Annotated in this window: 22 protein-coding genes; 9 read left to right on the top strand and 13 right to left on the bottom strand. The window is 73.9% G+C overall.

Annotation, left to right across the window (positions count from 1 at the left end):
* Nucleotides 1-226: 226 nt before the first annotated feature.
* The 5 genes from ABZ573_RS08340 to ABZ573_RS08320 form a co-directional block, all read right to left on the bottom strand.
* Nucleotides 227-1,303, bottom strand: coding sequence for a sulfite exporter TauE/SafE family protein (locus ABZ573_RS08340; RefSeq protein WP_327029087.1), 1,077 nt, complete (start codon nt 1,301-1,303; stop codon nt 227-229).
* Between the two features lie 183 nt (nt 1,304-1,486).
* Nucleotides 1,487-1,957, bottom strand: a complete 471-nt coding sequence (locus ABZ573_RS08335; protein ID WP_311413602.1) for an Rrf2 family transcriptional regulator — start codon at nt 1,955-1,957, stop codon at nt 1,487-1,489.
* A gap of 134 nt (nt 1,958-2,091) precedes the next feature.
* Complete coding sequence (locus ABZ573_RS08330) at nt 2,092-2,976, bottom strand: acyl-CoA thioesterase II (RefSeq protein ID WP_151456959.1); 885 nt, start codon at nt 2,974-2,976, stop codon at nt 2,092-2,094.
* Nucleotides 2,973-4,421 carry a pyruvate kinase gene (gene pyk / locus ABZ573_RS08325; RefSeq protein WP_151456958.1) on the bottom strand — a complete coding sequence of 483 codons (1,449 nt, stop codon included), beginning with the start codon at nt 4,419-4,421 and terminating at the stop codon, nt 2,973-2,975. The genes ABZ573_RS08330 and pyk overlap by 4 nt, the downstream gene beginning before the upstream one ends.
* 358 nt (nt 4,422-4,779) lie before the next feature.
* Nucleotides 4,780-5,145, bottom strand: a complete 366-nt coding sequence (locus ABZ573_RS08320) for a YciI family protein (protein WP_358116714.1) — start codon at nt 5,143-5,145, stop codon at nt 4,780-4,782.
* 345 nt (nt 5,146-5,490) lie between these two features.
* Between ABZ573_RS08320 and ABZ573_RS08315 the strand changes: the two genes are divergently transcribed.
* The gene (locus ABZ573_RS08315; protein ID WP_151456956.1) at nt 5,491-6,363 is read left to right on the top strand and encodes an aldo/keto reductase; all 873 of its coding nucleotides are present in this window, start codon (nt 5,491-5,493) and stop codon (nt 6,361-6,363) included.
* 43 nt (nt 6,364-6,406) lie between these two features.
* Here ABZ573_RS08315 and ABZ573_RS08310 read toward each other — a convergent pair whose 3' ends face one another.
* A complete protein-coding gene (locus tag ABZ573_RS08310) occupies nt 6,407-7,261 on the bottom strand; it encodes an alpha/beta fold hydrolase (protein ID WP_358116711.1) in 855 nt (284 codons plus the stop codon).
* Between the two features lie 230 nt (nt 7,262-7,491).
* On the opposite strand from ABZ573_RS08310, the gene ABZ573_RS08305 reads away from it, so the two are divergent.
* The 3 genes from ABZ573_RS08305 (at nt 7,492) to ABZ573_RS08295 (ending at nt 9,907) form a co-directional block, all read left to right on the top strand.
* Complete coding sequence (locus tag ABZ573_RS08305; RefSeq protein ID WP_358116708.1) at nt 7,492-8,844, top strand: pentapeptide repeat-containing protein; 1,353 nt, start codon at nt 7,492-7,494, stop codon at nt 8,842-8,844.
* 52 nt (nt 8,845-8,896) lie between these two features.
* Nucleotides 8,897-9,325: a nitroreductase family deazaflavin-dependent oxidoreductase gene (locus ABZ573_RS08300; protein ID WP_358116705.1), complete on the top strand. Its 429-nt coding sequence runs from the start codon at nt 8,897-8,899 to the stop codon at nt 9,323-9,325.
* A gap of 90 nt (nt 9,326-9,415) precedes the next feature.
* Nucleotides 9,416-9,907, top strand: coding sequence for a hypothetical protein (locus tag ABZ573_RS08295; RefSeq protein WP_358116702.1), 492 nt, complete (start codon nt 9,416-9,418; stop codon nt 9,905-9,907).
* Between the two features lie 71 nt (nt 9,908-9,978).
* Here the strand turns inward: ABZ573_RS08295 and ABZ573_RS08290 are convergent, their stop codons facing one another.
* Both ABZ573_RS08290 and ABZ573_RS08285 read right to left on the bottom strand, forming a co-directional pair.
* A complete protein-coding gene (locus tag ABZ573_RS08290) occupies nt 9,979-10,173 on the bottom strand; it encodes a DUF397 domain-containing protein (protein ID WP_358116699.1) in 195 nt (64 codons plus the stop codon).
* On the bottom strand, nt 10,161-10,961 hold the full coding sequence (locus ABZ573_RS08285; RefSeq protein WP_358116696.1) for a helix-turn-helix transcriptional regulator: 801 nt from the start codon (nt 10,959-10,961) through the stop codon (nt 10,161-10,163). Before ABZ573_RS08285 ends, ABZ573_RS08290 begins: the two co-directional genes overlap by 13 nt.
* A gap of 231 nt (nt 10,962-11,192) precedes the next feature.
* Here ABZ573_RS08285 and ABZ573_RS08280 point away from each other — a divergent pair, with 231 nt between their 5' ends.
* From ABZ573_RS08280 to ABZ573_RS08270, 3 genes are all read left to right on the top strand, one after another.
* Nucleotides 11,193-11,570, top strand: a complete 378-nt coding sequence (locus ABZ573_RS08280; RefSeq protein ID WP_225852511.1) for a hypothetical protein — start codon at nt 11,193-11,195, stop codon at nt 11,568-11,570.
* On the top strand, nt 11,567-11,824 hold the full coding sequence (locus ABZ573_RS08275) for a flavin reductase (RefSeq protein WP_151457392.1): 258 nt from the start codon (nt 11,567-11,569) through the stop codon (nt 11,822-11,824). The genes ABZ573_RS08280 and ABZ573_RS08275 overlap by 4 nt, the downstream gene beginning before the upstream one ends.
* Before the next feature lie 132 nt (nt 11,825-11,956).
* Nucleotides 11,957-12,553 carry a type II toxin-antitoxin system antitoxin SocA domain-containing protein gene (locus tag ABZ573_RS08270; RefSeq protein WP_151457391.1) on the top strand — a complete coding sequence of 199 codons (597 nt, stop codon included), beginning with the start codon at nt 11,957-11,959 and terminating at the stop codon, nt 12,551-12,553.
* Between the two features lie 50 nt (nt 12,554-12,603).
* On the opposite strand, the gene ABZ573_RS08265 is transcribed toward ABZ573_RS08270, so the two are convergent.
* The 3 genes from ABZ573_RS08265 to ABZ573_RS08255 form a co-directional block, all read right to left on the bottom strand.
* Entirely contained in the window at nt 12,604-13,536 is a 933-nt protein-coding gene (locus ABZ573_RS08265) for a hypothetical protein (RefSeq protein ID WP_358116691.1), read from the bottom strand.
* 4 nt (nt 13,537-13,540) lie between these two features.
* Nucleotides 13,541-16,138 carry an FtsK/SpoIIIE domain-containing protein gene (locus ABZ573_RS08260; protein WP_327029095.1) on the bottom strand — a complete coding sequence of 866 codons (2,598 nt, stop codon included), beginning with the start codon at nt 16,136-16,138 and terminating at the stop codon, nt 13,541-13,543.
* A 197-nt stretch (nt 16,139-16,335) separates the two neighbouring features.
* Nucleotides 16,336-17,136 carry an SGNH/GDSL hydrolase family protein gene (locus tag ABZ573_RS08255; protein ID WP_358116688.1) on the bottom strand — a complete coding sequence of 267 codons (801 nt, stop codon included), beginning with the start codon at nt 17,134-17,136 and terminating at the stop codon, nt 16,336-16,338.
* 200 nt (nt 17,137-17,336) lie between these two features.
* Here ABZ573_RS08255 and ABZ573_RS08250 point away from each other — a divergent pair, with 200 nt between their 5' ends.
* Nucleotides 17,337-18,869 (top strand): M1 family metallopeptidase, encoded by a 1,533-nt coding sequence (locus ABZ573_RS08250; protein WP_358116685.1) that lies wholly within the window; start codon nt 17,337-17,339, stop codon nt 18,867-18,869.
* Nucleotides 18,870-19,326: 457 nt separating this feature from the next.
* On the opposite strand, the gene ABZ573_RS08245 is transcribed toward ABZ573_RS08250, so the two are convergent.
* Nucleotides 19,327-20,835, bottom strand: coding sequence for a glutamate synthase subunit beta (locus ABZ573_RS08245; protein WP_151456317.1), 1,509 nt, complete (start codon nt 20,833-20,835; stop codon nt 19,327-19,329).
* A complete protein-coding gene (gene gltB, locus ABZ573_RS08240; protein WP_358116682.1) occupies nt 20,828-25,549 on the bottom strand; it encodes a glutamate synthase large subunit in 4,722 nt (1,573 codons plus the stop codon). The genes ABZ573_RS08245 and gltB overlap by 8 nt, the downstream gene beginning before the upstream one ends.
* A gap of 146 nt (nt 25,550-25,695) precedes the next feature.
* Here gltB and ABZ573_RS08235 point away from each other — a divergent pair, with 146 nt between their 5' ends.
* The gene (locus ABZ573_RS08235) at nt 25,696-26,541 is read left to right on the top strand and encodes a GNAT family N-acetyltransferase (RefSeq protein WP_358116679.1); all 846 of its coding nucleotides are present in this window, start codon (nt 25,696-25,698) and stop codon (nt 26,539-26,541) included.
* Nucleotides 26,542-26,561 lie beyond the last annotated feature (20 nt).

Genomic DNA, 26,561 nt, shown 5'->3' with positions numbered 1-26,561 from the left:
CGGTGCCGGTGCCGGTGCCGGTGCCGGTGCCGGTGCCGGTGCCGGTGCCGGTGCCGGTGCCGGTGCCGGTGCCGGTGCCGGTGCCGGTGCCGGTGCCGGTGGAGATCTTGGTAGGAATCGGCCCCTGGAGGGGCACGTTCCTACCAAGATCTACGCGATGCGATGCGATGCGATGCGGGGCGACGCGATGCGGGGCAGGGCAGGGCGGGCGGCGCCGGGGCGGGGGTCAGCGGTTGTTGAGCGAGGGGACCGCCGCCGGAGTCGGGAGACGGTCCTCGGCCGGGGCAGCCGTCGCGGGGACAGCCGTCGGGAGACGTTCCCCGGCCAGGGCAGCCGCCGAGGCGACGGCCGCCGAGGGGACGTCTGCCGGGGAAGCGGTCGCCGGAGGGACGGTCGCCGGGCTCAGGGCGTCGGCCGCCAAGGCGGTCGCGGCGACGGCGCGCTGGCGGCGGGTGCGCAGCAGCGCCCGGACGGCCAGGGCCAGGGCGGCAGCCCAGGCGACGGCCAGCAGCGCGTAGACGGCCGGCCGGGCCGGGCCGCCGAGGTCGGCCGAGCGCATCAGCGTACGGGCGTTGGTCAGCACGATCACGCCGCCGATCGCCGCGCCGAGCAGTTGGGCGGGGACGATGCGCACCAGCCAGGCCGCGATGGGCGCGGCGATCAGGCCGCCGACGAGCAGCGCGGCGACCATGGGCAGCAGGAAGCCCTCGGAGCCGAGGCCGATCAGGAAGCCGAGGCTGGCGGCGCCGGCGACCACGAACTCGGACGTGTCCACCGAGCCGATCACCTTGCGCGGCTCCATCCGCCCGCTGACCAGCAGGGCCGGCGTGGCGACCGGGCCCCACCCGCCGCCGCCGGTGGCGTCGACGAAGCCGGCGACCAGGCCGAGCGGGCCGAGGAAGCGGCTGCGCAGCTGGCCGCCGCGCCGGTCGGTGCGCAGCGGCCGGGAGAAGCGCACCAGCAGGTACGCGCCGAGGGTGAACAGGATGCCGGCCATCCACGGGGCGGCCGACTCGGTGGAGATCGAGCTGAGGAAGGTCGCGCCAGCGAACGCGCCCACGGCTCCGGGGAAGGCGATCCGGCCGACCACCCGCCAGTCGACGTTGCCGAACCGCCAGTGCGACACCCCGGCGGCGAGCGTGGTGCCGATCTCGGCCAGGTGCACGGACGCCGACGCGGCGGCCGGCGCCACCCCGACGAGCAGCAGCAACGTGGAGGAGGTCAGCCCGTACGCCATGCCGAGGGCGCCGTCGACGAGTTGCGCGGCGAGCCCGACCAGCGCGAGGACCAGCAGCTTGCGCACGAGCGCCCCCTGACTTTTCGGTATCTCCTATCGACTTGGTCGACAATGCGGCACGGGGCGTGCCCCGGTCAAGCCTCCAACCGGTCAGTGAGACGACAGACGCCGCCCGCCAACCGGCCGGGGCGGCGACGAGCGCGATCCCGAAGCGGGCAAGAAGTCAACGCGATCCGGAAGCGGTGCGGGTCAGGTCCAGGCGCGGGGGTCGGCGGCCAGCTCGACGACCCGGCCCGGCAGGGTGCCGCCGGCCACGTCGGCGACGGTGACCAGTTCCAGGATTTCGCGCTCGCTGGCCCGCAGGGCGATCCAGACCTCCTGGAGGGCCCGCGCCGCCCCGTGGTAGCCAAGTTCCTCGGGCCGCTGCCCGCGTACGTGCGCGAGCGGGCCGTCGATCACCCGGATCACCTCGGCCAGCGAGATCTCCCCGGCCGGTCGGGCCAGCCAGTAGCCGCCCTCCGGGCCGCGCTGGGCCTGCACGATGCCGCCCCGGCGCAGTTGCAGCAGGATGCTTTCCAGGAACTTCGGCGGGATCTCCTGGGCGCGGGCGATCTGGTCGGCGGTCACGGGCCGGCTTCGCCCGGGCCCGGCGTCGGCGGTCACCGAGGCGAGCTCGGCGACCGCGCGGAGGGCGTAGTCGACCCGGGCGGAGAGGCGCATGCGGCAAGGTTAGTCGCCTGACCGACCCGCCCGGACGATCACCCCTCGACCGATCGGCCGGTGGCGATGCGCGGGCGGCCTCGGAGACGACGCTGGTGGCGAGCCCGACGGGTCGGGCCACGACGGTCGGACGGTCAGTCTCCGACGCGGCGCAGCAGCCCCTCCTGCACGGCGCTGGCGATGTGGTGCCCGTCGGTGGTGAACATGCGGCCGGTGGCGAGCCCTCGGGCGCCGGAGGCCGACGGGCTCCAGCAGTCGTAGAGGAACCACTCGTCGGCGCGGAACGGCCGGTGGAACCAGAGCGCGTGGTCGAGGCTGGCCCCGACCACGCCGCCCGGGCCCCAGACCTCGCCGTGCACGGAGAGCACCGAGTCCAGCAACGTCAGATCGGAGGCGTACGTGAGCGCGCAGGCGTGCAGCAGCGGATCCTCGGGCAGCTTCCCGTCGATGCGCATCCAGACCCGCTGGTGGGGGTCGGCGGGGCGGTCGCCGGGACGTACCCAGCCGGGCTCGCCGACGTAGCGGACGTCGATCGGGCGCGGGATCTGCGCCCAGATGCCGAGCCGCTCCGGGTAGCGGGCGAGCCGGTCGGCCATCGTCGGGACCTCGTCCGGCGCCGGCACGTCGGGCGGGGTGGGGGCCTGGTGGTCCAGGCCCTCCTCCGTCCGCTGGAACGACGCCGACATGAAGAAGATCGGCTTGTCGTGCTGGAGCGCCACCGAGCGGCGCACCGAGAAGGAGCGGCCGTCGCGGACGTTCTCCACCTCGTACACGATCGGCTCGGCCGGATCGCCCGGGCGGACGAAGTAGCCGTGCAGGGAGTGCACGAAGCGGGCCGGGTCGACGGTGCGTCCGGCGGCGACCAGCGCCTGGCCGGCGACCTGGCCGCCGTACACCCGCTGGGGACCGACCGGGGGGCTCATCCCCCGGAAGGTCATCCCGCCGGTGTGCTCCAGGTCGAGCACCTCCAGGAGCTGGTCGACCGCGGCCTGCCCGACCGCGACGTCCGCGTCGCTCACTGCAAGGCCCGCGCCGACGCCGCGTCGACCAGCGATCCGAGCTGGTGTACGCGCAGCGTGTTGGTCGAGCCGGGGGTGCCGGGCGGGCTGCCGGCGACGATCACCACGTAGTCGCCGGGGTTGGCCCGGTCGAGCCCGAGCAGCGCCTGGTCGACCTGGCGGAACATGTCGTCGGTGTGCTCGACGAACGGCATCAGGAACGTCTCCACGCCCCAGGAGAGGGCGAGCTGGTTGCGCACCTCGGGCACCGGGGTGAAGGCGAGCAGCGGCAGGTCGCAGTGCAGCCGGGACAGCCGCCGCACGGTGTCGCCGGTCTGCGAGAAGGCGACCAGTGCCTTCGCGCCGATGGCCCGGGAGATCGAGGAGGCGGCGACGGTCAGCGCGCCACCGTGCGTACGGGGGTCGTGCTGGAGGCGCGGCACGCCGATCGAGCCGGACTCGGTGGTGGTGACGATCTTCGCCATGGTGCTGACGGTGAGCACCGGGTACTTGCCGACGCTGGTCTCGCCGGAGAGCATCACCGCGTCCGCGCCGTCGAGCACGGCGTTGGCGACGTCGGAGGCCTCGGCGCGGGTCGGCCGGGAGTTCTCGATCATGGAGTCGAGCATCTGGGTGGCCACGATGACCGGCTTGGCGTTCTCCCGGCAGAGCTGCACGGCACGCTTCTGCACCAGCGGCACCTGGTCCAGCGGCAGCTCCACGCCGAGGTCGCCGCGGGCGACCATGACGCCGTCGAAGGCCAGCACGATCTGCTCCAGGCAGTCGACCGCCTCGGGCTTCTCCACCTTGGCCAGCACCGGCCGGTGCACGCCCTCCTCGGCCATGATGCCGTGCACCAGCTTGATGTCGTCCGCCGAGCGGACGAAGGAGAGCGCGATCAGGTCGACGCCCAGGCCGAGGGCGAAACGCAGGTCCTCGGCGTCCTTCTCGGACATCGCCGGCACGCTGACCGCCACGTTCGGCAGCGAGACGCCCTTGTTGTTGGAGACCGGGCCGCCCTCGGTGACCAGGCAGCGGATGTCGTTGCCGGTGACGTCGGTGACCTCGACGGCGACCCGGCCGTCGTCGATCAGCAGCCGGTCGCCGGGCTTGACCTCCTGCGGAAGCTTGCGGTAGGTGCAGGAGACCCGCTCCTTGGTGCCGAGGATGTCGTCACCGGTGATGACGACCGAGTCGCCGGTGCGCCACTCGTGCGGGCCGTCGGCGAACCGGCCGAGCCGGATCTTCGGGCCCTGGAGGTCGGCGAGCACGGCCACCGGCCGTCCGGCCGCTTCCGCGGCCTCGCGGACCAGCCGGTACACCGCCTCGTGATCCTCGTGGCTCCCGTGGCTGAAGTTGAGTCTCGCCACGTTCATGCCGGCCTCGACGAGGCCCCGGATGCGCTCCGGCGACGAGGTGGCAGGACCAAGAGTGCAGACGATCTTCGCGCGGCGTGTCACGCCCATCAGGCTAGTCTCTCCTCCGGGTCTGGCTGTGGGCCGACCCCTTGCGGACTGCGGAACATTGTCCAACGACGCGCGTCACGCGCGCAGCCGGCGGGCGGAACCCACGCCGGAACGTTGAGGCGGCGGGCATCGGCGACCGCGCGCCGGGAATCGTACGCCCCCGGCGCTACCGGGCAGCCGGGTGCTCCCCGCCGTTCCGCCCGACGCCGCCACGGCCTCCCCCGCGCGCCCGCGCCGGATCCGCCGGCCGTCCCAGTCGGCTCCGCCCCGGCCCGCAGGTCGACGGCGGGGCGCTCCGTTGGGGGCGGTGCTCGGGCCGCGGCGGCGCGGCAGGCCGGCGGTCTCCCGTACCGGGGGCTCAGCTCTGCGTCTTGACCAGCGGGAACTCCAGCGAGCCCTCCGGGCAGAGGAAGGTCAGCACGTCCACCCGGTAGAGCCCCGCCTGGACGGCCGGGTCGGCCTCCATCACGCTGCGTACGTCGTCCACGGAGCCGGTGCGGGCCAGGCCGAAGCCGATCGGCGGGTCCGGTTCGCGGGCCGGGCCGTCCACCGAGCCGGCAAGCAGGATGATCCCCCGCCGTTGCAGGGCCTGCATGTGCGCGAGGTGCTCGGCCTGCAACCGCTGCACCGTCTCCGCCGGCAGCGCCCGCCCGGCCGCGCCGGGATACAGCACGATGCATTCGTACGTGTCGAGCGCGAAGTCGACCTGCGGCACTCCCGTCATGGCGTTCCCTCCCGCGTCGCGCCGCACGCGGCGACGTGCGCTCGGTCGACCGGCGGGGCGTACGCCCGTGGTCGACGTCGAGCCGGCACGGCCAGCGTCGCACGGGCAGCCGGCCGGCACGGGCGCTCCGGTCAACTTCGTCCCCCGCCCGGCCCGGTTGTGGCAACGTCGCGCCGTGTCGTGGCGGGCCCCGGGGCACCCGGGACGCGCCGGCCGCGTCCGGCCCTACGGCGGGTGATCCCGGTCTCGATCCGCCCCGGTGGTGGTGTGGGCGACGATCGTCGGGAAAGCCTCTCGGTGGTGGGATCGACCGCCGGAGACGGACGACAGGATGGGAATCCACGCATGACGAATGACGCCGGCAAGCAGCCCGCGAAGGCCTCGGGGACGTATCGGATCGGGGGCGACCTCCAGGTCGACCGGCTCGGCTACGGGGCGATGCAGCTCACCGGCCCCGGCGTGTGGGGCGACCCGAAGGACCCGGCCGAGGCCGTACGGGTGCTGCGCCGGGCGTACGAGCTGGGGGTGACGTTCATCGACACGGCCGACTCCTACGGGCCGTTCGTCAGCGAGCTGCTGATCCGCGAGGCCCTGCACCCGTACGCCGACGACCTGGTCATCGCGACCAAGGCCGGCCTGACCCGCTCCGGCCCGGGCGACTGGCGTCCGGTGGGGCGCCCGGAGTACCTGCGCCAGCAGTGCGAGCTGAGCCTGCGGCACCTCGGCCTGGAGGCCATCGGGCTCTACCAGCTGCACCGGATCGACCCGCAGGTGCCGCTCGCCGACCAGCTCGGGGAGCTGGCGCTGCTCAAGCAGGAGGGCAAGATCCGGCACATCGGCCTGTCCGAGGTGACCGTCGAGCAGATCGAGGCGGCCCGCGCCGTCACCCCGATCGTCTCGGTGCAGAACCTCTACAACCTGGCGGACCGCAGCGCGGAGGCCGTCCTGGAGCACTGCGAGCGCAACGACCTCGCGTTCATCCCCTGGTTCCCGATCGCCACCGGCAACCTGGCGCGGCCGGGCGGTCCGCTGGACGCGATCAGCACCGGGCACGGCGCGACGCCCGCCCAGCTCGCGCTCGCCTGGCTGCTGCGCCGGTCGCCGGTGATGCTGCCGATCCCGGGCACGTCGTCGGTGGCGCACCTGGAGGAGAACGTGGCCGCCGCCGAGGTGCAGCTGACCGACGACGAGTACGAGGCCCTCGCCAAGGCCGCCTGACGCGGGGCGGGGCGGGCGGCGCACGGCCGCCCGCCCCCGCCCGCTACAGGGCGAGGCAGTTGGGGCGGATCGCCTCCCCGCGCAGCGCCTGCCGGATCACCGTGTACGTGGTGCCGTCGAGCACCAGGCCGAGGTGCCCGACGACCCGCAGGGGGCACGCCGACTGGATCAGCACGTTGGTCGCTCCGTCGGCCAGTGTGGCGTTGTCGACGGGGCGCACCAGCTCGTCCTGGAGGGTGCGCACCGCCGTCCAGCGGACCGTGCCAGGGGTGTCGTCGCCCGCATTGAGGCCGGCGAGGAACGACGAGCCGATCGACATCTGCTGGCAGGCGACGATGCCGGCGCAGCTGCCCAGGCCGAGGAACTTCACGATGTTGGCCACGTACGTGCCGTACTGCGGGGTGCCGAGGCTGACGTAGCGGTCGACGCTGCTGGCCCCGCCCAGGCTCTTGATGAAGTACCGGGACACCAGGCCGCCCTCGGAGTGGGCGACGACGTCGACCTTGGCCGCGCCGGTCGACGCGCGGACCTGCCCGACGAAGCTGCTGAACGCGCGGGCCGAGGTGGGGATGTCGCCGAGCCCGAGGTTGGGCAGCTGGTAGACCCAGACCCGGTACCCGTCGACGCGCAGCCGGGAGGCCAGCGGCCCGTAGGCGGAGGCGATGCCGCTGAGGCCACCAACGACGATGACGGGGTTACCTGCCGCGGCGGCGGCGATCTCGGCGGCGGTGCTGGTGACGCCGTCCCCGACGGCGGAGGCGGAGGCGGCCGGGTCGGCGGCGCTCCGGTCGGTGCTGGCCGCGGGCCGGTCGGGGGCCGCGACAGCGGCCGTGGCGGGGGCGGCGAGCACGGCGGCGATCATGACGGCGAGGGCGGGGACGATCTTTCGGAGCAGCAAAGCTGCACCTCCCATGGAGGAACCCGGTGCAACCGGGCGGGACGGGGGTGGGGGTGGTTCCGATCGATCGTGGAGACGATGATGATGGCCGTAATCCATCATCGTCAATAACAAGTTACGGCCCGGTAACCTCTTGTCGCGCCGGGAGCACAAACCGGCAATCCAGGCAGTCACCGTCCACGGCGGACGGTGCCCCACGTCGGGCCGAGCGCGGTGGCATGCTGTGACCCGTGCGCCCGACACCGCCCCGTGAAGAGCCGCTGCGGGTGATGCCGTGGTGGCTGGTGCTCGTCGGGCTGCTCCTCGCCGCGCTGCTCGGCTGGCTGGTGCTCGACTGGCTGCTCGGCGAGGCCGACCGCGCCGCCCAACCGGACACCCGCGCGACGCTGCGCATCGACGCCATCCGCACCGGGCTGACCGTGGTCGCCGGCACCGGCGGCGGGCTCGCGCTGCTGCTGGCCGCCCGGCGACAGTGGATCGGCGAGCGCGCCCAGCGGCACCAGGAGGCCGTCGCCGCGCAGGACCAGGCGCACCGGGAACGGGTGCAGGCGCACGCGGAGGCGGTCGCCGAGGCCGGGCAGCACCACCAGGAGCGGCAGGCCGAGGCCGCCGAGCACGACGCCGCCGAGCGCCGGCTGACCGAGCTGTACACCAGCGCCGTCGCGCTGCTCGGCAACGACAACGCAGCCGTACGCCTGGGCGGCCTGCATGCCCTGGAGCGGCTCGGGCAGGACAATCCCGCCCAGCGGGAGACGATCGTGGCGGTGCTCTGCGCGTACCTGCGGATGCCGGCGCCGGAAGACGACGCGCGCGAGGCGGAGGTGCGCCGCACCGCCCAGCGGGTCCTGACCCGGCACCTGCGCGCGGACGACGACGCCTACTGGCCCGGGGTCAGGCTGGACCTGACCGGCGCCCGGCTCGACGGGTTCGACGCGACCGGCTGCACCCTGGACGACGCGGACCTCACCGGCGCGGTCTGCGCCGGCACCACCAGCCTGGTCGGCGCGACCGTACGCGGGCGGCTCTCCCTCGGCGCGACCTTCGCGGACCTGGCCTGCGACGACCTGCGCGGCGACGCCGAGATCGTCCTCGACCGCGCCCGGATCACCGGCCGGGTCAGCTTCGACGGCGCCGACCTCGCCGGCGGCCTGTCGTGCCGGCACGCCACCGTCGCCCGGGCCTCCTTCCGGGGCGTCACCTTCCACCGGACGGCGAGCTTCGACGCGTCCCGATTCACCGAGAGCGCGACCTTCCGCGAGGCGGTCTTCCTGAGCGGGGTCTCGATGGACCACGCCACCTTCACCGGCTACGCCGGGTTCCGGCAGACCCGCTTCGCGGACCTGGCCCTGTTCCGGTGGACCGAGTTCGGTGACCAGACCTGGTTCGAGCGGACCCGCTTCGAGGGAGCGGCGAACTTCGGTCGGGCCCGCTTCCACGGCCCGGCGACCTTCGACGGGGCGACGTTCGCCCGCCGTCCCCTGGTGGACCAGGCGCGGGCGACGGCCGCCGGCTCGCACGTCTGGCCCGAGGGCACGACCGTCGCCCCGCTGGACGATGACTGGCTGCTGCTCACGGACCCCTGACCGTCCCGGCGCGGGGCCCTCGCCGTCGCGGCGCGACCGCTAGGCTGGGCCGATGGGGGAAACCATTCAGGACAGTCCGGTGGAGTGGGTGGCCGGCCACGTGCAGCGCTACCTGGAGACCGACGGCGCCGACGGCGGAAAATTCCACGGCTACGACAGCCTGCTGCTCACCACCCGGGGGCGCCGGTCCGGCACGCTGCGGCGCACCGCGCTCATCTACGGCCGCGACGACGACCGCTACCTGCTGGTGGCGTCGAACGGCGGCGCGGCGCGGCACCCGCACTGGTACCTCAACCTGTGCGCCGACCCGAAGGTGGAGGTGCAGGTCGGGGCCGAGAAGTTCCGGGGCACGGCGCGTACCGCCACCGCCGAGGAGCGGCCCCGGCTTTGGCAGGTCATGACCGAGGTCTTCCCGACGTACGCCCGCTACCAGAAGGAGACCGAGCGGGAGATTCCGGTCATTGTCGTCGAACGCGCCTAATCGGCACCGGCCCGGCGCGCAGCTACGGCGGAGGCCCAGGTGATCCACGGCCTATAATGCTGCCCGTACCGCACGGACGGGGAGGGCGTCATGTCCACGGCTGAGCAGAACTCCAGGCTCCCGCTGTTCGCGATCGACGTTGGCATGCTCGTGGCCACCCTGCTCACCCTCGCCGGATATCTGATGCCCTGGTTCCGGCCGAGCAGCCGCGCCATCTGGTCCTTCTCCGGCTGGGCCTACGCGTCACTCAGCGACGGGGGTGGCTGGACCCTGCTCACCTTCGGTTGGCTGCTGCTGGCCGCCGTGGCCGCGCTGTGGGCACGGCGCAGCGTGGTGGCGGCGATGACCGGGATGGTCGCTGCCGTGGGCACCCTGGTCACCGCTCTGTCGGTGGTGGCGGCGAGCTTCGCGGTGATCGGCGAACAGAGCTCGCTGGACCTGATGGCGCGACTGCCGTTCGACATCGGGCTGACGGTCCTGGCCATCGGCCTCGGGCTGCTCCTGGCCACCTCCTGCCGGGCGATCGTCCGGTGCCACCTGTTGAATGTCGCCGAGGACGCCTCCCCCGCTTCCCCGCTCTGAGGAACCTCAGTTCGCATCGGGGTTACAGCGGCCGGGATCGCCAGTGAGGGCGACGAACTCCCGGCGGGTTGTCAGGCGCGGTCGGTGAGCTGGGCGACGAAAACCCGCCAGGCGGTCGGGGTGAAGACCAGCGCGGGACCAGCCGGGTCCTTCGAATCCCGTACGCCGACGACGCCGGGCAGATTGTCGGCAACCTCGACGCAGGCCCCGCCGTTTGTCGACGAACGGGACGACTTGCGCCAGCGCGCACCGGTCAGGATGTCCATGCCTTCGCCGCTTCCCTGAGTACGTCGAGTGATTGCCCCAACGGGAGGGCTTCGCCGCGGACCGCGTCCCACGACACGCCCAGGCTAGCAACCAGATCCGGCTGCCCCACGATCTGCGCGGCCAGCTGATTGTCCACGTAGCCCGCACGCGAGCCGTCGGGCAGATCGGCCAGGATGAACGCTCCCGCCAGTCCTGAGTAGATACCAGCAGACAACGGCACGACCTGCACCTGGATATGCGGCTGCTCGGCGCAGGTCAGCAGGTGTTCGAGCTGCTCGGCCATCACGTCGGGACCACCGCACTCCCGCCGGACGACCATCTCGTCCAGCACCACGAAGAGCAGAGGGCTCGGTTCCCGGGCGAGCACCGCCTGCCGCTCCATCCGCGCGGCTACCCGCTGGTCCAACTCGGCGACCGGCGTCCGCGCCGCCCGGAAGGTCGCTCGCGCGTACGCCTCCGTCTGGAGCAGTCCCGGCACGAAGGCGTGCTCGTACCAGCGCAGAGCGGTCGCGTCCCGCTCGATCTGTATCAGCTCGCGCAGCCAGACCGGCGCGCCGTCGCCCTTGACCAGCTCGTTCCAGAGCGTCGCGAAGTATCCGCCGGTGTCCAGCGCCCCGTCGACGGCGGCCAGGTAGGGCAGGGTGGGTGGCTTCGTCCCGGTCTCGATCGCGCTCACCTGGGAGTCCGAGCAGAAGACCAGCTCACCGAGCTGCGCCTGGGTCAACCCGGCGGCCGACCGGCGTCGCCTCAGCTCACGAAGCAGGTACTCCGACGGCGAGATTCCCACGGCTTCCACACCCTTCCACGAATCTCCACACCGTTCTCCCCCGGCCCGAAACCGCACGCTACGTTCCGCGATCACGCGGTGACTGTTCCGAGCCTAGGGGGTGTTCGTCCAGGGTGGAAGGAGGACGGCGCGCCCGGCGGAATCGGCCCCCTCAGGACTCGGCGGGCGCACACGTCGCAGGGGCCCTGCCGAGCGCGCGTCCCGATTCCGACACCGATGGAGGGAGGCCCCGTGCCCGTGCCGAGGCCCGCGAATGCCGTACCGGCGTCGCGCTGGGCGACGCGCCCCGCCGCCGCGACGGCCAGCACCCGCGAGGACGGGACGCCTCGGGTCAGCCCTGGCGTGTACCTGCTGACGCGCGAGGCGTCGCCGCAGTTCGCGAAGCCGATCACGGTACGGGTGATCCGCGAGCGAACCGACCTCGTCACCTACCACGGCTGGGCGTGGGTCGAGGTGTACCAGCTCGACGCGCGCGGCCAGGCGATTGACCGCCGCGAGTTGTACGTGCGACCCGACGGGATGCGTCCCACGCAGGCGCCCTCGGCCGCGCGTTCACCCTCGGCGCAGCGGCGCGCTCCGGCCCGGCGGAGCGCGGGGACCAGCCGGTGAACACGCCCGTCCGCGACCACGTACCGTCCCGCCCGACGTGGCGCTGCCGGGCCTGCGGGATCGCCTGGCCCTGTTCCCCGGCGAAGCTGCTTCTCCTCGCGAAGTACCGGGGCGACATGCCGGGGCTCATGGTCCACCTCGTGACGCTGCGCGAAGAAGCCGCCGCCGACCAGCTCGCGCAGCACTACCCCGGCGCGCAGTCGGCGGACCTGCACGGGCGCTTCACGGACTGGGTGCCGGCCCGCTCCCGCTGACCGCCGCGGGTCACCTACGCGGCGCGACAGCTTCCGGGATCTGCTGGTTCTGCCGATCCGACGCCGTCGGACCCGCACTGTCGGTCCGACTCGTTAGGCTCTCAGACAGAACCTGCAGAGAGGGTGCCATCGGTGGCAACGGCGCATGACGTCGCAGCGGCGGTGCTGGGCGACCTCGGGGCCATGACGGCGATGAAGCTGGAGAAGCTCGTCTACTACTGCCAGGGATGGCACCTGGCGCGGACGGGCCACCCGCTTTTCCAGGAGCCGATCGAGGCATGGCGCGAAGGCCCGGTGGTCCCGCACCTCTACCGCCATCATCGCGGTCAACTGACCGTCACCGAGTGGCCGCTCGGCGAAGCATCCCGCCTGGCACCCGCCCAGGTCGACACGGTTCACTGGGTGACCGAGGCGTACGGCCGATTCTCCGCCGCTGAACTGTCGACGATGACGCACAACGAGCTTCCGTGGCGTGTCGCGCGTGGCGCGTTGCCCGAGTCCGCCCCCTCCACCGAGCAGGTCGACGTCGACCTCATGAGGGCGTACTACGCCCGGCAGGTGGCGAGCGTCGAGACAGCCGTGGTCCTCGCCTCCGCCAACGCCGCCCTCGAAGGAGCGGAGTTCGACGAGGACTGGCAGGACAGGCTTCGAGATGTCGCGTCCGGCGTCATCAGTGCCGACGATCTGATCGCTCAGGAGATCGCCCGGATCAGCAGTGAGCAGCGCTGATCCACTGCTGCCAACTCAGAGCTGCTGAACCGGTCCCGCCGTGCTCGCGGTCAGCGCATCACGCGGAACAGCAGCAGGAAGGCCACGTAGGCGACCGGCACGGCCGCGAAGCAGATCAGGAAGCCCAGGTGCACGTAGCGGGGCGGCGTGCCGGCGACCATGGCCGGTCGCCCCCATCGGCCGAGCACCAGGTAGCCGGCGAAGAAGGAGAGCGCGGGCAGACCCGCGCAGATCCACGCGCCGAGGGTGAAACCGTCGACCAGGCCGACGCCGGAGGCGAGCACCATGATCATCATGAGGATCGCGCCCACGGCCGCGCAGCCCGCGTAGACGGTGACCGACCGGGCCACCGGCGACCAGCCGGGCAGCAGCGCCGGTCGCTGCGCGAGCAGCTCGGTCTGCTGCCCGTGCCGGTCGGACTCGTCCGCGTAGCGTCGGGCCAGCTCCAGCTCGACGGTCGGGTCGACCTCCGCCGGGCGCGGGGCCGGCACCCCGCCCGCCGCCGGGCTCGCGGCCGTCGGCAGCGCCAGCCTCGTCTCCCCCACCCCGACCTGGGGGTACGCCCCGACGCCCGGCCGCCCCGGCGCGCCGGCTGCGCTGGCGGGCTCCCCCTCCCCCGGCCCGACGCCGGCGAACGGGGCGCCACCTCGACCACCGTCGCCGGCCGAGGTGCCGGGCGCACCGGCGCCGGGAACGGCAGGGAACGTGGGTGCGGAATCGGGGACGCCGGCGGGCGGCCCTGCGCCGGGGACGGTGGAGGGCGTGGGTGCGGCGCCGGTGGGCACGCTGGACGCCGGGATGCCGATGGCCTGGCCGAGCTGGTCGAGGCGCTGCCCCTGGGCGGTGAGCCGGTGCTGGAGGTAGTCCGCGGCGGCGTGCAGGTTGCGGCGCCGGTCGGCGTCGGCGGCGGCACCGCGCTCGCCGGCCTGTCGCCGCTCGGCGAGTTGCCGGGCCAGCGCCGCGTACTCCTCGAAGGTGGACACCGCCTCAGTCCTCCCCGTCCGGGCCGTGCCCCTCGCGGGCGAACGGCACGATGAGCCGGGTGCGCTGGTCGTGCCGGTCGACCAGGAGCGCCCGGTCGGGCCGGGGCGCGTACGCGAGGTCGTGCACGCCGAGGTGCAGGCCCAGCTCGGCGCCGGGCACGTTCAGCGCGACCAGGCAGGCGACGTCGTCGCGGTTGTGGGCGCCGCCAAGGTCGTCGGCGAGGCGGCGCAGCCCCCGCCACCAGCCGAGCAGGTGCGTCCCCTGCCCCGGCCCCTGACGCAGCACGGCCCGCAGGTCGTCGTGGCCGGAGCGGAACGTGTCCGGGTCGGTGGCGGCGAGCAGCCCGCTGGCGGCGTCGACGCCGAAGACGACGAGATAGGTGCGGCTCGCGCCCGGCCCGGCCTCCCCCACCCCTTGCGCCGTCGTGGCGGGGCCGGCCGTTGCGCCTGGCGTCGACAGCGCGGCGGCGAGGGTGCCGAGGTGGCGGCGCAGGTCGGTCGCGTCGAGGCGGTCGACCGGGTGGCCGGCGGCGGCCAGGGTCGCGGCGGTGTCGTCGGCGGCTGACTCGGCGGCGGTGACCAGCGAGGCGAGCAGGAACCGGGCGTCGCCCGGAGCGTGCTGCCGGGCGAGACTCAGGGTGGCCGCGCGCAGCACCTCCGCGCCGGTGGCCGAGGTGCCGACCACGGCCAGGTGCCGGCCCGGGGTCGCGTCCATCATGAACAGCGCGGAGGTGCCCTCCACGTCGACCGTACGCCCGACCAGGGCCAGCGGGCGGCGCCCGCCCGGACGCAGCCCGGCGAAGGTCGGGTCGTCCTCGACGTGGGCGGCCTCGTAGCCCTTGAAGACCGACGGGGCGCGCGCGCCTGCCGCTCGGGCCTGCCACAGCTCGTGGCGCAGCCCGGCCAACTCCCCGGCGGCGGCGTGCGCGTCCGGGAAGCGGACGATCGTGTCGGCACCGACCGCGCCGGCCGCGGTGTTGAGCACGGCCGAGCCGACCGGCAGGGTCAGGGCGGACTCGTTCAGCGGGTCGAGCACCCCGCCGCCACCGGGCAGCGCCACCCGGAGCGCGAACTGGCCGAAGATCGCCTCGGCCCGGCCGTAGAGCGCCTCGACGCCGGTCATGCTCTGGCTGGCCAGCACCAGGTGCACGCCGTACGAGCGACCCTTGCGGGCCAGCTCCTCCAGCAGGTCGACCGACTCGCGGGCCAGCGCGTCGTTGCCGGTGAGAAGCACGTGGAACTCGTCGATCACCGCCACGATCCGGGGCACCGGGGTGTCGCGGGGCAGGTCGGCGAGCTTGGTGACGCCGTGCCGCTTGAGGACGGTGGCCCGCCGGGACAGCTCGCGGCGCAGCTCGCGCAGCACGGCGACGCCGTACTCCCGGTCGGACTCGATGCCGACCGCACGGGCGTGCGGCAGCCAGGACGGGTCGCGGGGGGTGGGGACGAACTCGGTGAAGCTCACCCCCTCCTTGAAGTCGAGCAGGTAGAGCCGGAGCTCGGCCGGCGAGTAGCGGGCGGCCAGCCCGTAGAGGACGTCGAGCAGGAAGACGGTCTTGCCGGCGCCGGTGCGCCCGCCCACGAGCCAGTGCGGGGTGGCGTCGTCGAAGGCGACGGTGACCGGGTCGCGGCCCGCGCGGCCGACCACGGTGCGCAGCCCGTTGCCCGCCGACTCGGCCCACCGCCGCTCGGGCAGCAGCTCGGCGAAATCCACGGTGTCGCTGCGTCGGGCGGCGGCGCCGAGGTGCGCGGCGAGGGCGGCCACCGACGCCGCCGGCGGGTCGCCGTCGAGCAGCACGGGGGCGGCCAGTCCACTGCCGTCGTGGCTGAACGGGGCCCCCGGCGGGTCGCCGACGTGGGCGTACCGCTCGGTCAGCCGGATCGTGGTGGTGGCGCCGAGCTGCGGTGCCGGCTCCGCCGACGCGGCGGTGGGCCGGCCGGCGACCAGCACGCAGACCGCGGCGGCCGGGCCGGCGTGGGTGAGCGCGGCGAGCCGGGCCGCCTCGCGCGGCGGCGGCGCCGACGCGGCGACGACCAGCAGCAGCTCCTGGTCGGGGCGGTCGGCGTGCCGGGCGGCGCGGGCGTGCCGCTCGGCGGCGTCGAGCAGGGCGGCCACCTCGGCCTCGCCGGTGGCCGGCGGATCGAGCACGCCGGCGTCGATGAGCGGGCGCAGCGGCCCGAAGGTGGCGCCAAGCGCGGCGGTGTCGATGCCGGCGACCCGCACGCCGCCGGTCGGCGCGGTGGCGAGCAGCCGCAGCACGAGCGCCCGCAGCAGGCCGGCCACCCGGGGGTCGCGGGCGTCCGCGTCGACGGCGAGGTGGTGGCCGCCACCCAGCGGTACGAGGACGGGGAAGGCACCGTCCGGGGTGGACGCCTCGCCGACGCGGACGGGTACGGGGACCGCGGTCACGGGGGTGGCCCCGGGGGTCGGGGTGGCGAGCGCGCCGCCGAGTGCCGCGAGCCGGGTGACCAGTTCGGGTGCGCCGGCCGGGGCGGCCTGGGGCGCCTGCCCGGCGAGCGCCCGGCGGGCGGTGTCGAGGTGCGCCCGGGCCGCCCGGTGCGCCGCGACCGCCTGCCCGTACGCCGACGCGAGCCTGCCCACTTCCCGCTCCCGTCGCCGTCGCCCGCCTGGTCCCCAAGGACCCTAACGGACACCGGCGACACCCGGACAGTGGCGAGGCGGGCGCGTCGGACGAACACGCCGCCGCCGGCACTCCCTCTGACGCACGGGTAAGGAAGGGCACCTTCCGATACGAAAAACGACAGGAAGGTGCCCTTCCTTACACGTGAACAGGGCGGTCAGCCGGTGACGGCGTTGAGGGCCGGCAGGTAGCCGTACCGGTAGCCGTCGGCGTCGGGGTGGTACGCCTCGATGACGCCGCTGACGTCACGGATCCACGGGTCGGCCGCGCAGACCCCGTGCCCGGCGAAGTAGGGGCGGGTGTCGGCGAACGTGGCGCCGGCCGCGGCGGCCCGGCCGGAGATGACGGTGGCGAGCACGTCGGCGGCCTCGTTGAGGATGGTCCGCTTGTAGGTGCTCATCGCCAGCAGCCCGCAGGAGCCGGTCTCGAACAGGCGCGGGTAGCCGAGCACGATCAGCCGCGCGTTCGGGGCCCGGTTCCGGATGGCCGCGTACGTGGCGTCCAGCCGGCCGGGCAGCGTGGTGGTGGCGAACGCCTTCGACTCGTTGACGGCGTTGGTGCAGCTCGACGTGCTGCCGAAGCGGCAGCTGGTGATCACGTCGGCGAAGCCGGCGTCGTTGCCGCCGATGGTGATGGTGACCAGGGTGGTGCTGGCGCTCAGCGAGCCGACCTGGTTGTTGATGACGTCGGAGGTGACGGCGCCGCCGCAGGCGGGGAACGTGAAGCTGGTGACCGCGTTGGCGGCGGCCCACAGCGGGGCGTACGACTTCTGGCTGCGCAGGCAGGTGGACGGTTCGTACGGGCCGGCGCCGACGCCGGAGGAGTAGGAGTCGCCGAGGGCCACGTAGTTGACGGCTGCGGCGGCCTGGGCGGTGCCGGGGGCGAGCAGCGCGCCGAGGGCGGCGGTGGACAGGGCGACCAGCGTGGCGAGGGCACGGGCCAGCGGGCGGTGGGGCATGAGGGGGACCTCCACGGGACAGGGGGTGGTGGGCCCGGTGACCGCGCGCGTGGCCAGGGACGGGGGCTTGTTACCAGGCGGTAATGCTATCGAAACATTCAGATCAATGGAATGGGTCGGATCGGGCGACGGGACCAACATGTTCACGATCGTCGATTAGGTTGGCCGGTGCGTACACCCCGACGGAGGGAGTCCACCCCGTGCGACGCGCTCTCACGGCGGCCATCGCCGCCCTGACCGTCACCACCGCCGGCGGCCTGGTCGCCGGCACCCCCGGCCAGGCCGCCCCACCGGCCCTGGGCCGGCCCGTCCCCGCCGCCGCACCGCAACCCGGCGGCCCGGGACTGGGCGACAGCTACTTCCCCGACTACGGCAACGGCGGCTACGACGTCCAGCACTACGACGTCCGGCTGCGCTACGACCCGGCGACCGACCTGCTCACCGGCACCACCACGATCCTGGCCCGGGCCACCGAGGACCTGTCCCGGTTCAACCTGGACTTCCTGCTCGACGTCGAGTCGGTACGGGTCGACGGCTGGCAGGCCACGGCCACCCGCGAGGGCGTGCACGAGCTGGCGGTCACCCCGCGCCGCGCGATCACGGCCGGCAAGCAGCTCACCATCGTGGTGCGCTACTCGGGCGTGCCGTCGGAGACACTGGTCGGCGGCTACACCGGCTGGACCCGCACCGCCGACGGGGCGATGGTGGTCAACGAGCCGGAGTCGGCCTGGTGGTGGTTCCCCAGCAACGACCACCCGCAGGACAAGGCCACCTTCGACGTCTCCGTCTCGGTGCCGACCGGCGTCGAGGTGATCAGCAACGGCGTCCAGCCCCGCCCGCCGCTGGCCGAGGCGGGCAACCGCACCCGGTGGAGCTGGCGGACCACCTCACCCACCGCCACCTACCTGTCCTTCCTCGCCATCGGCCAGTACGACATCGTCACCGACACCGCGCCGAACGGGCAGCCGGTGGTGAACGCGTACAGCGCCGGCCTCGGCGAGCTGGGGCCGGCCGCGCGGGCCAGCATCGGGCGCACGGCCGAGGTCGTCGAGTGGTGCAGCGGGATCTTCGGGCCGTACCCGTTCGAGGCGCAGGGCGGCGTGGCCGGGCCCGTCGACGGCATCGGCTTCGCCCTGGAGACGCAGACCCGCCCGGTGTACGGGCCGGGCTTCTGGCGCCGGGGCGCCAACACCTACGTGGTGGTGCACGAGCAGGCCCACCAGTGGTTCGGCAACTCGGTCTCGCTGACGGACTGGAGCGACATCTGGCTGAACGAGGGCTTCGCCTCGTACGCGGAGTGGCTCTGGTCGGAGGAGCAGGGCGAGGGCACCGCCCAGGAGCTGTTCGACTTCACGTACGCCAGCTACCCGGCCGACGACGGGTTCTGGCAGGTGCCGCCGGGCGCACCCGGGCCGGGCAGGATCTTCGACGCCGCCGTCTACGACCGGGGCGCGATGACGGTGCACCAGCTGCGGCTGGCCATCGGCGACGAGGCGTTCTTCGCACTCCTGCCGGCCTGGACGGCCGCGCACCGACACGGCAACGCCACCACCGCCCAGTTCCAGGCCCTGGCCGAACGGATCTCCGGTCTGGACCTGGACGACTTCTTCACCACCTGGCTGCTCACCCCCGGTCGGCCGGACGTGCCCGGCGCCGCCCGCAAGGCCGGCCCGCCGGCCGAACCGAAGTCCTGGACCAAGCTCCGCAAGTCGCACCAGCTCCTGACCCGCTGAGCGGGTGCGGGTGCCCGCCGACTCACGGGCGGGTACCCGCGCCCGGTGCGCCAGAGGCGGACCGTGCACGCGCCGGGCGGGATGCCTCCGTCGGCCACGTCGATGGCGGCGCGCACGATGCGGTCCACGGACAGGTCGGTCGACGCTGTCGAGGTGATGTCGTAGACGATTCACCCGCCGTCCACGGGACGGACGCCACCCGCCGTCCACGCGACGGACGCCGACCAACCCCGAGCGGCGCCCACCCAGGGTGTGCACGGCGTAGCCGAAGCCCTGATCCGTCTACGACATCAGCTCGACAGCGCGGACACCGAACAACCGGCAGGGCGCCGAGCGCCGGCAAGGCCGGCGACAAGCCCGTCCGAGACGGGCCCGCCCAAGACAGGCCCGCCCGAGACAGGCCGCTGGAACAGGTCTCTTCGGGACAGGCCCGCCCGGGACAAGCCGGGATCGCCGGTCAGCGCGCGGCCAGGGGCTGGCGGGCCGGATCCACCGGGGCCGGCAGGGTGCCCGTCCCGCCCAGGTGGGCGTGGATGGCGGCGGCCGCGGCGCGGCCCTCGGCGATCGCCCAGACGATCAGCGAGGCGCCCCGGTGCATGTCGCCGGCGACGAAGACACCGTCGGTGCCGGTCTGCCAGTCGGACCGGGCGTCGATCGCGCCACGGGCGTTGCGGCCGACCCCGAGCTGGTCGAGCAGCGGCTGCTCCTCGGTGCCCTCGAAGCCGATCGCCAGCAGCACCAGGTCGGCCGGCAACTCCCGCTCCGAGCCGGGCACCGGGGTGACGATGCGCCGCCCGTCGCGCTTCTCCACGGTCACCTCGGCGATCCGCACCGCCCGCACCTGGCCGGTGCCGTCGTCGACGAACTCCTGGACCGCGACGGCGAAGACCCGCTCGCCGCCCTCCTCGTGCGCCGGATAGCTGCGCAGCAGCCACGGCCACGTGGGCCACGGGTCCCGGGCCTCGTCGCGCGCCTGCGGCGGCTGCGGGTAGAGGTCCAACTGGTGTACGCCGGCCGCGCCCTGGCGGTGCGCCACGCCCAGGCAGTCCGCCGCCGTGTCGCCGCCACCGATGATCACGATGTGCTTCCCGGCCGCGTCGATCGGGTTGCCGTCGGGCAGCACCGCCGTGTCGGGCCGGCCGCCCGCCGCCGCGGCGACCACCCGGTTGGCCGCGACGAGGTGGTCCATCGCCTGGTGTACGCCACGCAGCCCGCGCCCCGGCGTCTCGGGGGTGTCCCGGCCCCGCAGCGCGCCGCAGGCGAGCAGCACGGCGTCGTGCTCGGCGCGCAACTGCTCGGCGGTGACGTCCACGCCGACGTTCACCCCGGTGCGGAAGCGCACCCCCTCGGCGGAGAGCTGGGCCAGCCGCCGGTCGATGTGGACCTTCTCCAGCTTGAAGTCGGGGATGCCGTACCGCAGGAGGCCGCCGATCGCGTCGTCGCGCTCGTACACCGTGACGGCGTGACCGGCGCGGGCGAGCTGCTGCGCGGCGGCGAGGCCGGCGGGCCCGGAGCCGACCACGGCGACCGAGCGGCCCGTCGGCGCCGGGGCCGGGCGCGGCAGCAGGCCGCCCCGGACGACGGCCGCGTCGGCGATCTCCACCTCGACCTGCTTGATGGTGACCGGCTGCCCGCCACCGATGCCGAGCACGCAGGCCGCCTCGCAGGGCGCCGGGCAGAGCCGGCCGGTGAACTCGGGGAAGTTGTTGGTGGCGTGCAGCGAGTCCACCGCGGCGTCCCAGTTGCCCGTGCGGACCAGGTCGTTCCAGTCCGGGATGCGGTTGCCCAGCGGGCAGCCGTCGTGGCAGAACGGGATGCCGCAGTCCATGCAGCGGGTGGCCTGCTCGCGGATGAGCTCCTCGCCTGCCGGCGGGTACACCTCGCGCCAGTCGCTGATCCGCACCGGCACCGGGCGGCGCGCGGGCAGCCGCCGGTCGTAGCGCAGGAAACCGTTCGGGTCAGGCACGAGCCACCTCCTGGACCGTCACCCGCGGGGCGGGCAGGGTCGGAACAGACGAAGCGGAGGGCGCCGACTGCGCAGCTGGGGCGGCATTCACCGCGAGTGCGCTCATCACCGCGTCGTCGACGTCGCGGCCGGCGGCTTCGGCGGCCCGCATGATCTCCAGCACCCGGCGGTAGTCCCGGGGCACCACGGCGGTGAACTCCGCCACCGCTTCCGGCCAGCGCTTGAGCAGCCCCTCGGCGACCGCCGAGTCGGTCTCGGCGAAGTGCCGCTGCACCAGCTCGTGCAGCACCGCCTGCTCCTCCCCGGACAGCGGCGCCAGGTCGACCAGCTCCGCGTTGACCCGGCGGCGGTCCAGCCGGTGCACGAAGGCCATGCCGCCGGACATGCCGGCGGCGAAGTTGCGGCCGGTCGGGCCCAGCACCACCACGGTCCCACCGGTCATGTACTCGCAACCGTGGTCACCGACGCCCTCGACGACGGTCACCGCGCCCGAGTTGCGTACGGCGAACCGCTCCCCCACCCGGCCGCGCAGGAACAGCTCGCCCGCGGTGGCCCCGTAGAGGATGGTGTTGCCGGCGATGGTCTGGTCCTCGGCCCGCTGCCCCGGCTCGGCCTCGCCGTCGAGGAAGGGGGCGGCGGCGTCCGGCCGCACGACGAGCCGACCGCCGGAGAGGCCCTTGCCCACGTAGTCGTTGGCGTCGCCGTGCAGCCGGAGGGTCACCCCGCCCGGCAGGAACGCGCCGAACGACTGGCCGGCGGTGCCGCGCAGCGTGAACTCGATCGTGTCGGCGGGCAGGCCGGCCCCGCCGAAGCGGCGGGTCACCTCGCCGCCGAGCATCGCGCCGACGCTGCGGTGCTCGTTGCGCACCGCCACCTCCACCCGCACCGGCGTACCGTCGGCCAGCGCCGGCCCGGCCAGGGCGATCAGCTCGTTGTCCAGCGCCAGCTCCAGCCCGTGGTCCTGGGCCCGTACGCCCCGGCGCGCGGCCCCGGCCGGCAGCTCCGGCAGGTGCAGCACGGGGGTCAGGTCCAGCCCGCCGGCCTTCCAGTGCGCGATCGCCGGGGCGACGTCGAGCAGCTCGGCCTGCCCGATGGCCTCCTCGATCGACCGCAGGCCCAGCTCGGCCAGGTAGCCGCGGACCTCCTCGGCGAGGAACAGGAAGAAGTTCTCCACGAACTCCGGCCGGCCGGTGAAGCGTTCCCGCAGCACCGGGTTCTGGGTGGCGATCCCGACCGGGCAGGTGTCGAGGTGGCAGACGCGCATCATCACGCAGCCCTCGACGATCAGCGGCGCGGTGGCGAAGCCGAACTCCTCGGCGCCGAGCAGCGCCGCGACCAGCACGTCGCGGCCGGTCTTGAGCTGCCCGTCGACCTGCACGGTGACCCGGTCGCGCAGCTTGTTGAGCAGCAGCGTCTGCTGCGCCTCGGCCAGCCCCAGCTCCCAGGGGGTGCCGGCGTGCTTGAGCGAGTTCAGCGGGGACGCGCCGGTGCCGCCGTCGTGGCCGGAGATCAGGATGACGTCGGCCTTGAGCTTGGCCACGCCCGCCGCGACGGTGCCGACGCCGACCTCGCTGACGAGCTTGACGTGCACCCGGGCGGACGGGTTGACGCACTTCAGGTCGTGGACGAGCTGCGCGAGGTCCTCGATGGAGTAGATGTCGTGGTGCGGGGGCGGGGAGATCAGGCCGACGCCCGGCGTGGCGTGCCGGGTACGGGCGATCCACGGCCAGACCTTGTTGCCGGGCAGCTGCCCGCCTTCGCCGGGCTTGGCGCCCTGCGCCATCTTGATCTGGAGATCGTCGGCGTTGACCAGGTATTCGCTGGTCACCCCGAACCGGCCGCTGGCGATCTGCTTCACGGCGGAGCGGCGGGCCGGGTCGTGCAGCCGCTCGACGTCCTCGCCGCCCTCGCCGGTGTTGGACTTGCCGCCGAGGCGGTTCATCGCGATCGCGAGGGTCTCGTGCGCCTCCGCCGAGATCGACCCGTACGACATGGCGCCGGTGGCGAACCGCTTGACGATCTCGGTGGCCGGTTCGACCTCGTCGAGCGGCACCGGGGGCCGCACGCCCGTACGCAGCGTGAACAGCCCGCGCAGCGAGCCGGCCGCCGCGGCCAGCTCGTCGACCTTGGCCGTGTACTGGCGGAAGACGTCGTACTGGCGGCTGCGGGTGGCGTGCTGGAGCAGGAAGACCGTCTCCGGGTTGAACAGGTGCAGCTCGCCCTCGCGGCGCCACTGGTACTCGCCACCGACCTCCAGCCGGTCGGACGCCACGGCGCCCGGCGGCGGCCATGCCACGGCGTGCCGGGCGGCGACCTCGGCGTGGATGCCGTCCAGCCCGATCCCGCCGATCTTGCTCGGGGTGCCCCGGAAGTAGCGCTGGACCAGCTTGGCGTCCAGCCCGACGGCCTCGAATACCTGCGCCCCGCAGTACGACGACACCGTCGAGATGCCCATCTTGGACATGATCTTCAGGACGCCCTTGCCGAGGCCCTTGACGTAGTTGCGCACGGCCTTGGCCGGATCCGTGCCGACCAGCGCCCCGGTGGAGATCATGTCCTCCACCGACTCGAACGCCAGGTACGGGTTCACCGCCGCCGCGCCGTAGCCGATCAGCACCGCCGCGTGGTGCACCTCGCGGCAGTCGCCGGACTCGACGATCAACGCCACCTGGGTGCGGGTCTGCTCGCGCACGAGGTGCTGGTGCACGGCGGCGGTGAGCAGCAGCGACGGGATGGGGGCGAGGTCGGCGTTGGAGTCCCGGTCCGACAGCACCAGGATGCGTACGCCGTCCTCGATGGCCTCGGAGACGTGCCGGCAGATCTCCGTCAGCCGGGCCTTGATGCCGGCGCCGCCCTCCCGGACCCGGTAGAGCCCGGAGACCCGCACCGCCTTGAAGCCCGGCAGGTCGCCGTCCTCGTCGATGGAGAGGATCTTCGCCAGCTCGTCGTTGTCGATCACCGGGTACGGCAGCACGATCTGCCGGCAGCTCGCCGGGCCCGGGTCGAGCAGGTTGCCCTCCGGGCCGATGGTGGACGCCAGGCTGGTCACCAGCTCCTCGCGGATGGCGTCCAGCGGCGGGTTGGTGACCTGCGCGAAGAGCTGGTGGAAGTAGTCGTAGAGCAGCCGCGGCCGGGTGGAGAGCGGGGCGATCGGGGTGTCGGTGCCCATCGAGCCGAGCGGCTCGGCGCCCGTACGCGCCATCGGCGCGAGCAGGATCTTCAGCTCCTCCTCGCTGTAGCCGAAGGTCTGCTGGCGGCGGCGTACCGAGTCGTGGGTGTAGACGGTGTGCCGGCGCGGGGGCAGGTCGGTCAGCTCGATCAGGCCGGCGTGCAGCCAGTCGGCGTACGGCTGCTCGGCCGCCAGCTCCGCCTTGATCTCCTCGTCGTGCACGATGCGGCCGGCGACGGTGTCGACCAGGAACATCTTGCCCGGCTGGAGGCGGCCCTTGGCGACCACCCGGGCCGGGTCGAGGTCGAGCACGCCCGCCTCGCTGCCGAGCACCACGAGCCCGTCGTCCGTACGCCACCAGCGCCCCGGGCGCAGCCCGTTGCGGTCCAGCACGGCGCCGACGACCTCGCCGTCGGTGAAGGCGACCGAGGCCGGCCCGTCCCACGGCTCCATCAGGCTCGCGTGGAAGCGGTAGAAGGCGCGCTTGTCGACGGCCATGTCGGGGTCGTTCTCCCACGCCTCCGGGATCATCATCAGCACGGCGTGCGGCAGGCTCCGCCCGGCCAGGTGCAGCAGCTCGAGGACCTCGTCGAAGTTCGCCGAGTCGGAGGCGGCGGGGGTGCAGACCGGAAAGACCCGGCGGATGTTGCCGGGAAAGTTCGGGGTGCGGAGCAGCGCCTCGCGGGCCTGCATCCAGTTCCGGTTGCCCCGGATCGTGTTGATCTCGCCGTTGTGCGCGATGAGCCGGTACGGGTGCGCCAGCGGCCAGGACGGGAACGTGTTCGTGGAGAACCGGGAGTGCACCAGCGCGATCGCGCTCTCCACCCGCGCGTCGGCCAGCTCCGGATAGAACGCCGGGAGCTGGTCGGGAGTGAGCATGCCCTTGAACACCATGGTCCGCCCGGACAGCGACGGGAAGTAGGCCGGCACGCCCCGCTCGGCGCTCTCCCGCTCGGCCTGCTTGCGCACGCAGAACGCGACCCGCTCCAGCTCGACGCCGCCCAGCGGCGACCCGGCCGGCCCGGCCGCCGAGCCCGTGAGCCGGCGCGCGGCGAGGAAGAGCTGCCGCACCCGGGGCATCGCCGCGAGGGCGGTCTCGCCGAGGCCGCTCGGGTCGACCGGCACGTCCCGCCAGCCGAGCACGTCGGCCCCCTCGACCAGCGCGTACTTCTCCACCACGCGGCGCGCGCGGGCCTCGGCGGCGTCGTCGTCGGGAAGGAAGACCAGGCCGGTGGCGTACTCGCCGGCGGGCGGCAGCGGGAAGTCCACCACCGCGCGCAAAAACGCGTCCGGAATCTGGATCATGATGCCCGCGCCGTCGCCGGTGTTGGGTTCCGCGCCTCGGGCTCCCCGGTGGTCCAGCCGGCAGAGCGCGTCGAGGCCGTTGACCACGACCGCGTGCGAGCGCCGCCCGTGCAGGTCCGCCACGAAGGCCACACCGCAGGCGTCGTGCTCCTGCGCGGGGTCGTAGAGCCCGGCCGCAGGCGCTCCCGGGCCGAGGTGCGGGGCCTGCTTCGGGCTGCTGTGAGGGTACGGAAAGGCCACCGGGCCTCCTGTCGTCGCTCAGGGTGGATCTCGATCGGGACGACGTCGGCCCTCAAGGGTCTATTGAGTCTACGTTAGGGTCCGGAGCGCAAGGCCAGTGCAGATTGATCACACCTTCCAGACTCTGGGACGTGTAGTCTCGCGCGGTGGATTTTCTTGACAGGGACCTGTTCGGCCGGTTGGAGCACTTCTACGACGCGGTGCCCCGGGACGCGGCGCGTACGGAGGAGTACGGCCCGCTCGTACTGTTCGTCAGGGAAGGCGCCGGCTGGCCGTTCTACGCCCGGCCCCGGCTCGACGCCACCGGTGCGCCGTCGCTGGCCGACATCACGGCCGTACGCGAGCGGCAGCGCGAACTCGGCCTGCCCGAGGCCCTCGAATGGGTGCACGAGACCACCCCCGACCTGCTGGCCGTGGCCCGCTCGGCGGGGCTGGCGGTGCTGGAGGCGCCGCTGATGGTGCTCGACCCGGCCGCCCTGCCCGACCCGGGCACCCTCACGGACGTACCGCTGCGGATGCTCGACGCGGCGGCGCCCGACTTCGCGGCGGACGTGGCGGCGCGGCGGGCGGTCGCCGCCGTCGGGTTCTCCGCGGCCGGCACCGAACCCGGCGAGGCCGGCACCGTGCAGCGCGACGCCGCGATGGCCGAGCTGGACGAGGCGGCGCTCGACGAGGAGCGGACCCGCGTCGCGGACGGCCGGCGCCTGTCCGTGCTGGCGGAGACGCCCGCCGAGGGCGCGCTGGCCAGCGGGATGGCGATGCGCGTCGGCGACGTCGCCGAGATCGCCGGCGTGGCCACCCTGCCGGCCGCCCGCCGCCGTGGCCTGGGCGCGGCGGTCACCGCCACGCTCGCCCGCGAGCTGCTGGCCGCCGGCACCGACCTGGTCTTCCTCTCGGCGGGCAGCGAGGACATCGCCCGGGTCTACCTGCGCGTCGGCTTCCGTCGCATCGGCACCGCCTGCATCGCCGAACCCACCCCGGTCACCCCCTGACCAAGCCCTCGGGCAGCACA

The organism is Micromonospora sp. NPDC007220, from assembly GCF_040634035.1.
GTDB classification, from domain to species: Bacteria; Actinomycetota; Actinomycetes; order Mycobacteriales; family Micromonosporaceae; genus Micromonospora; species Micromonospora reichwaldensis.
Note: the sequence above shows the minus strand (reverse complement) of the source record. Positions and strands in the feature narration are given on the sequence as shown.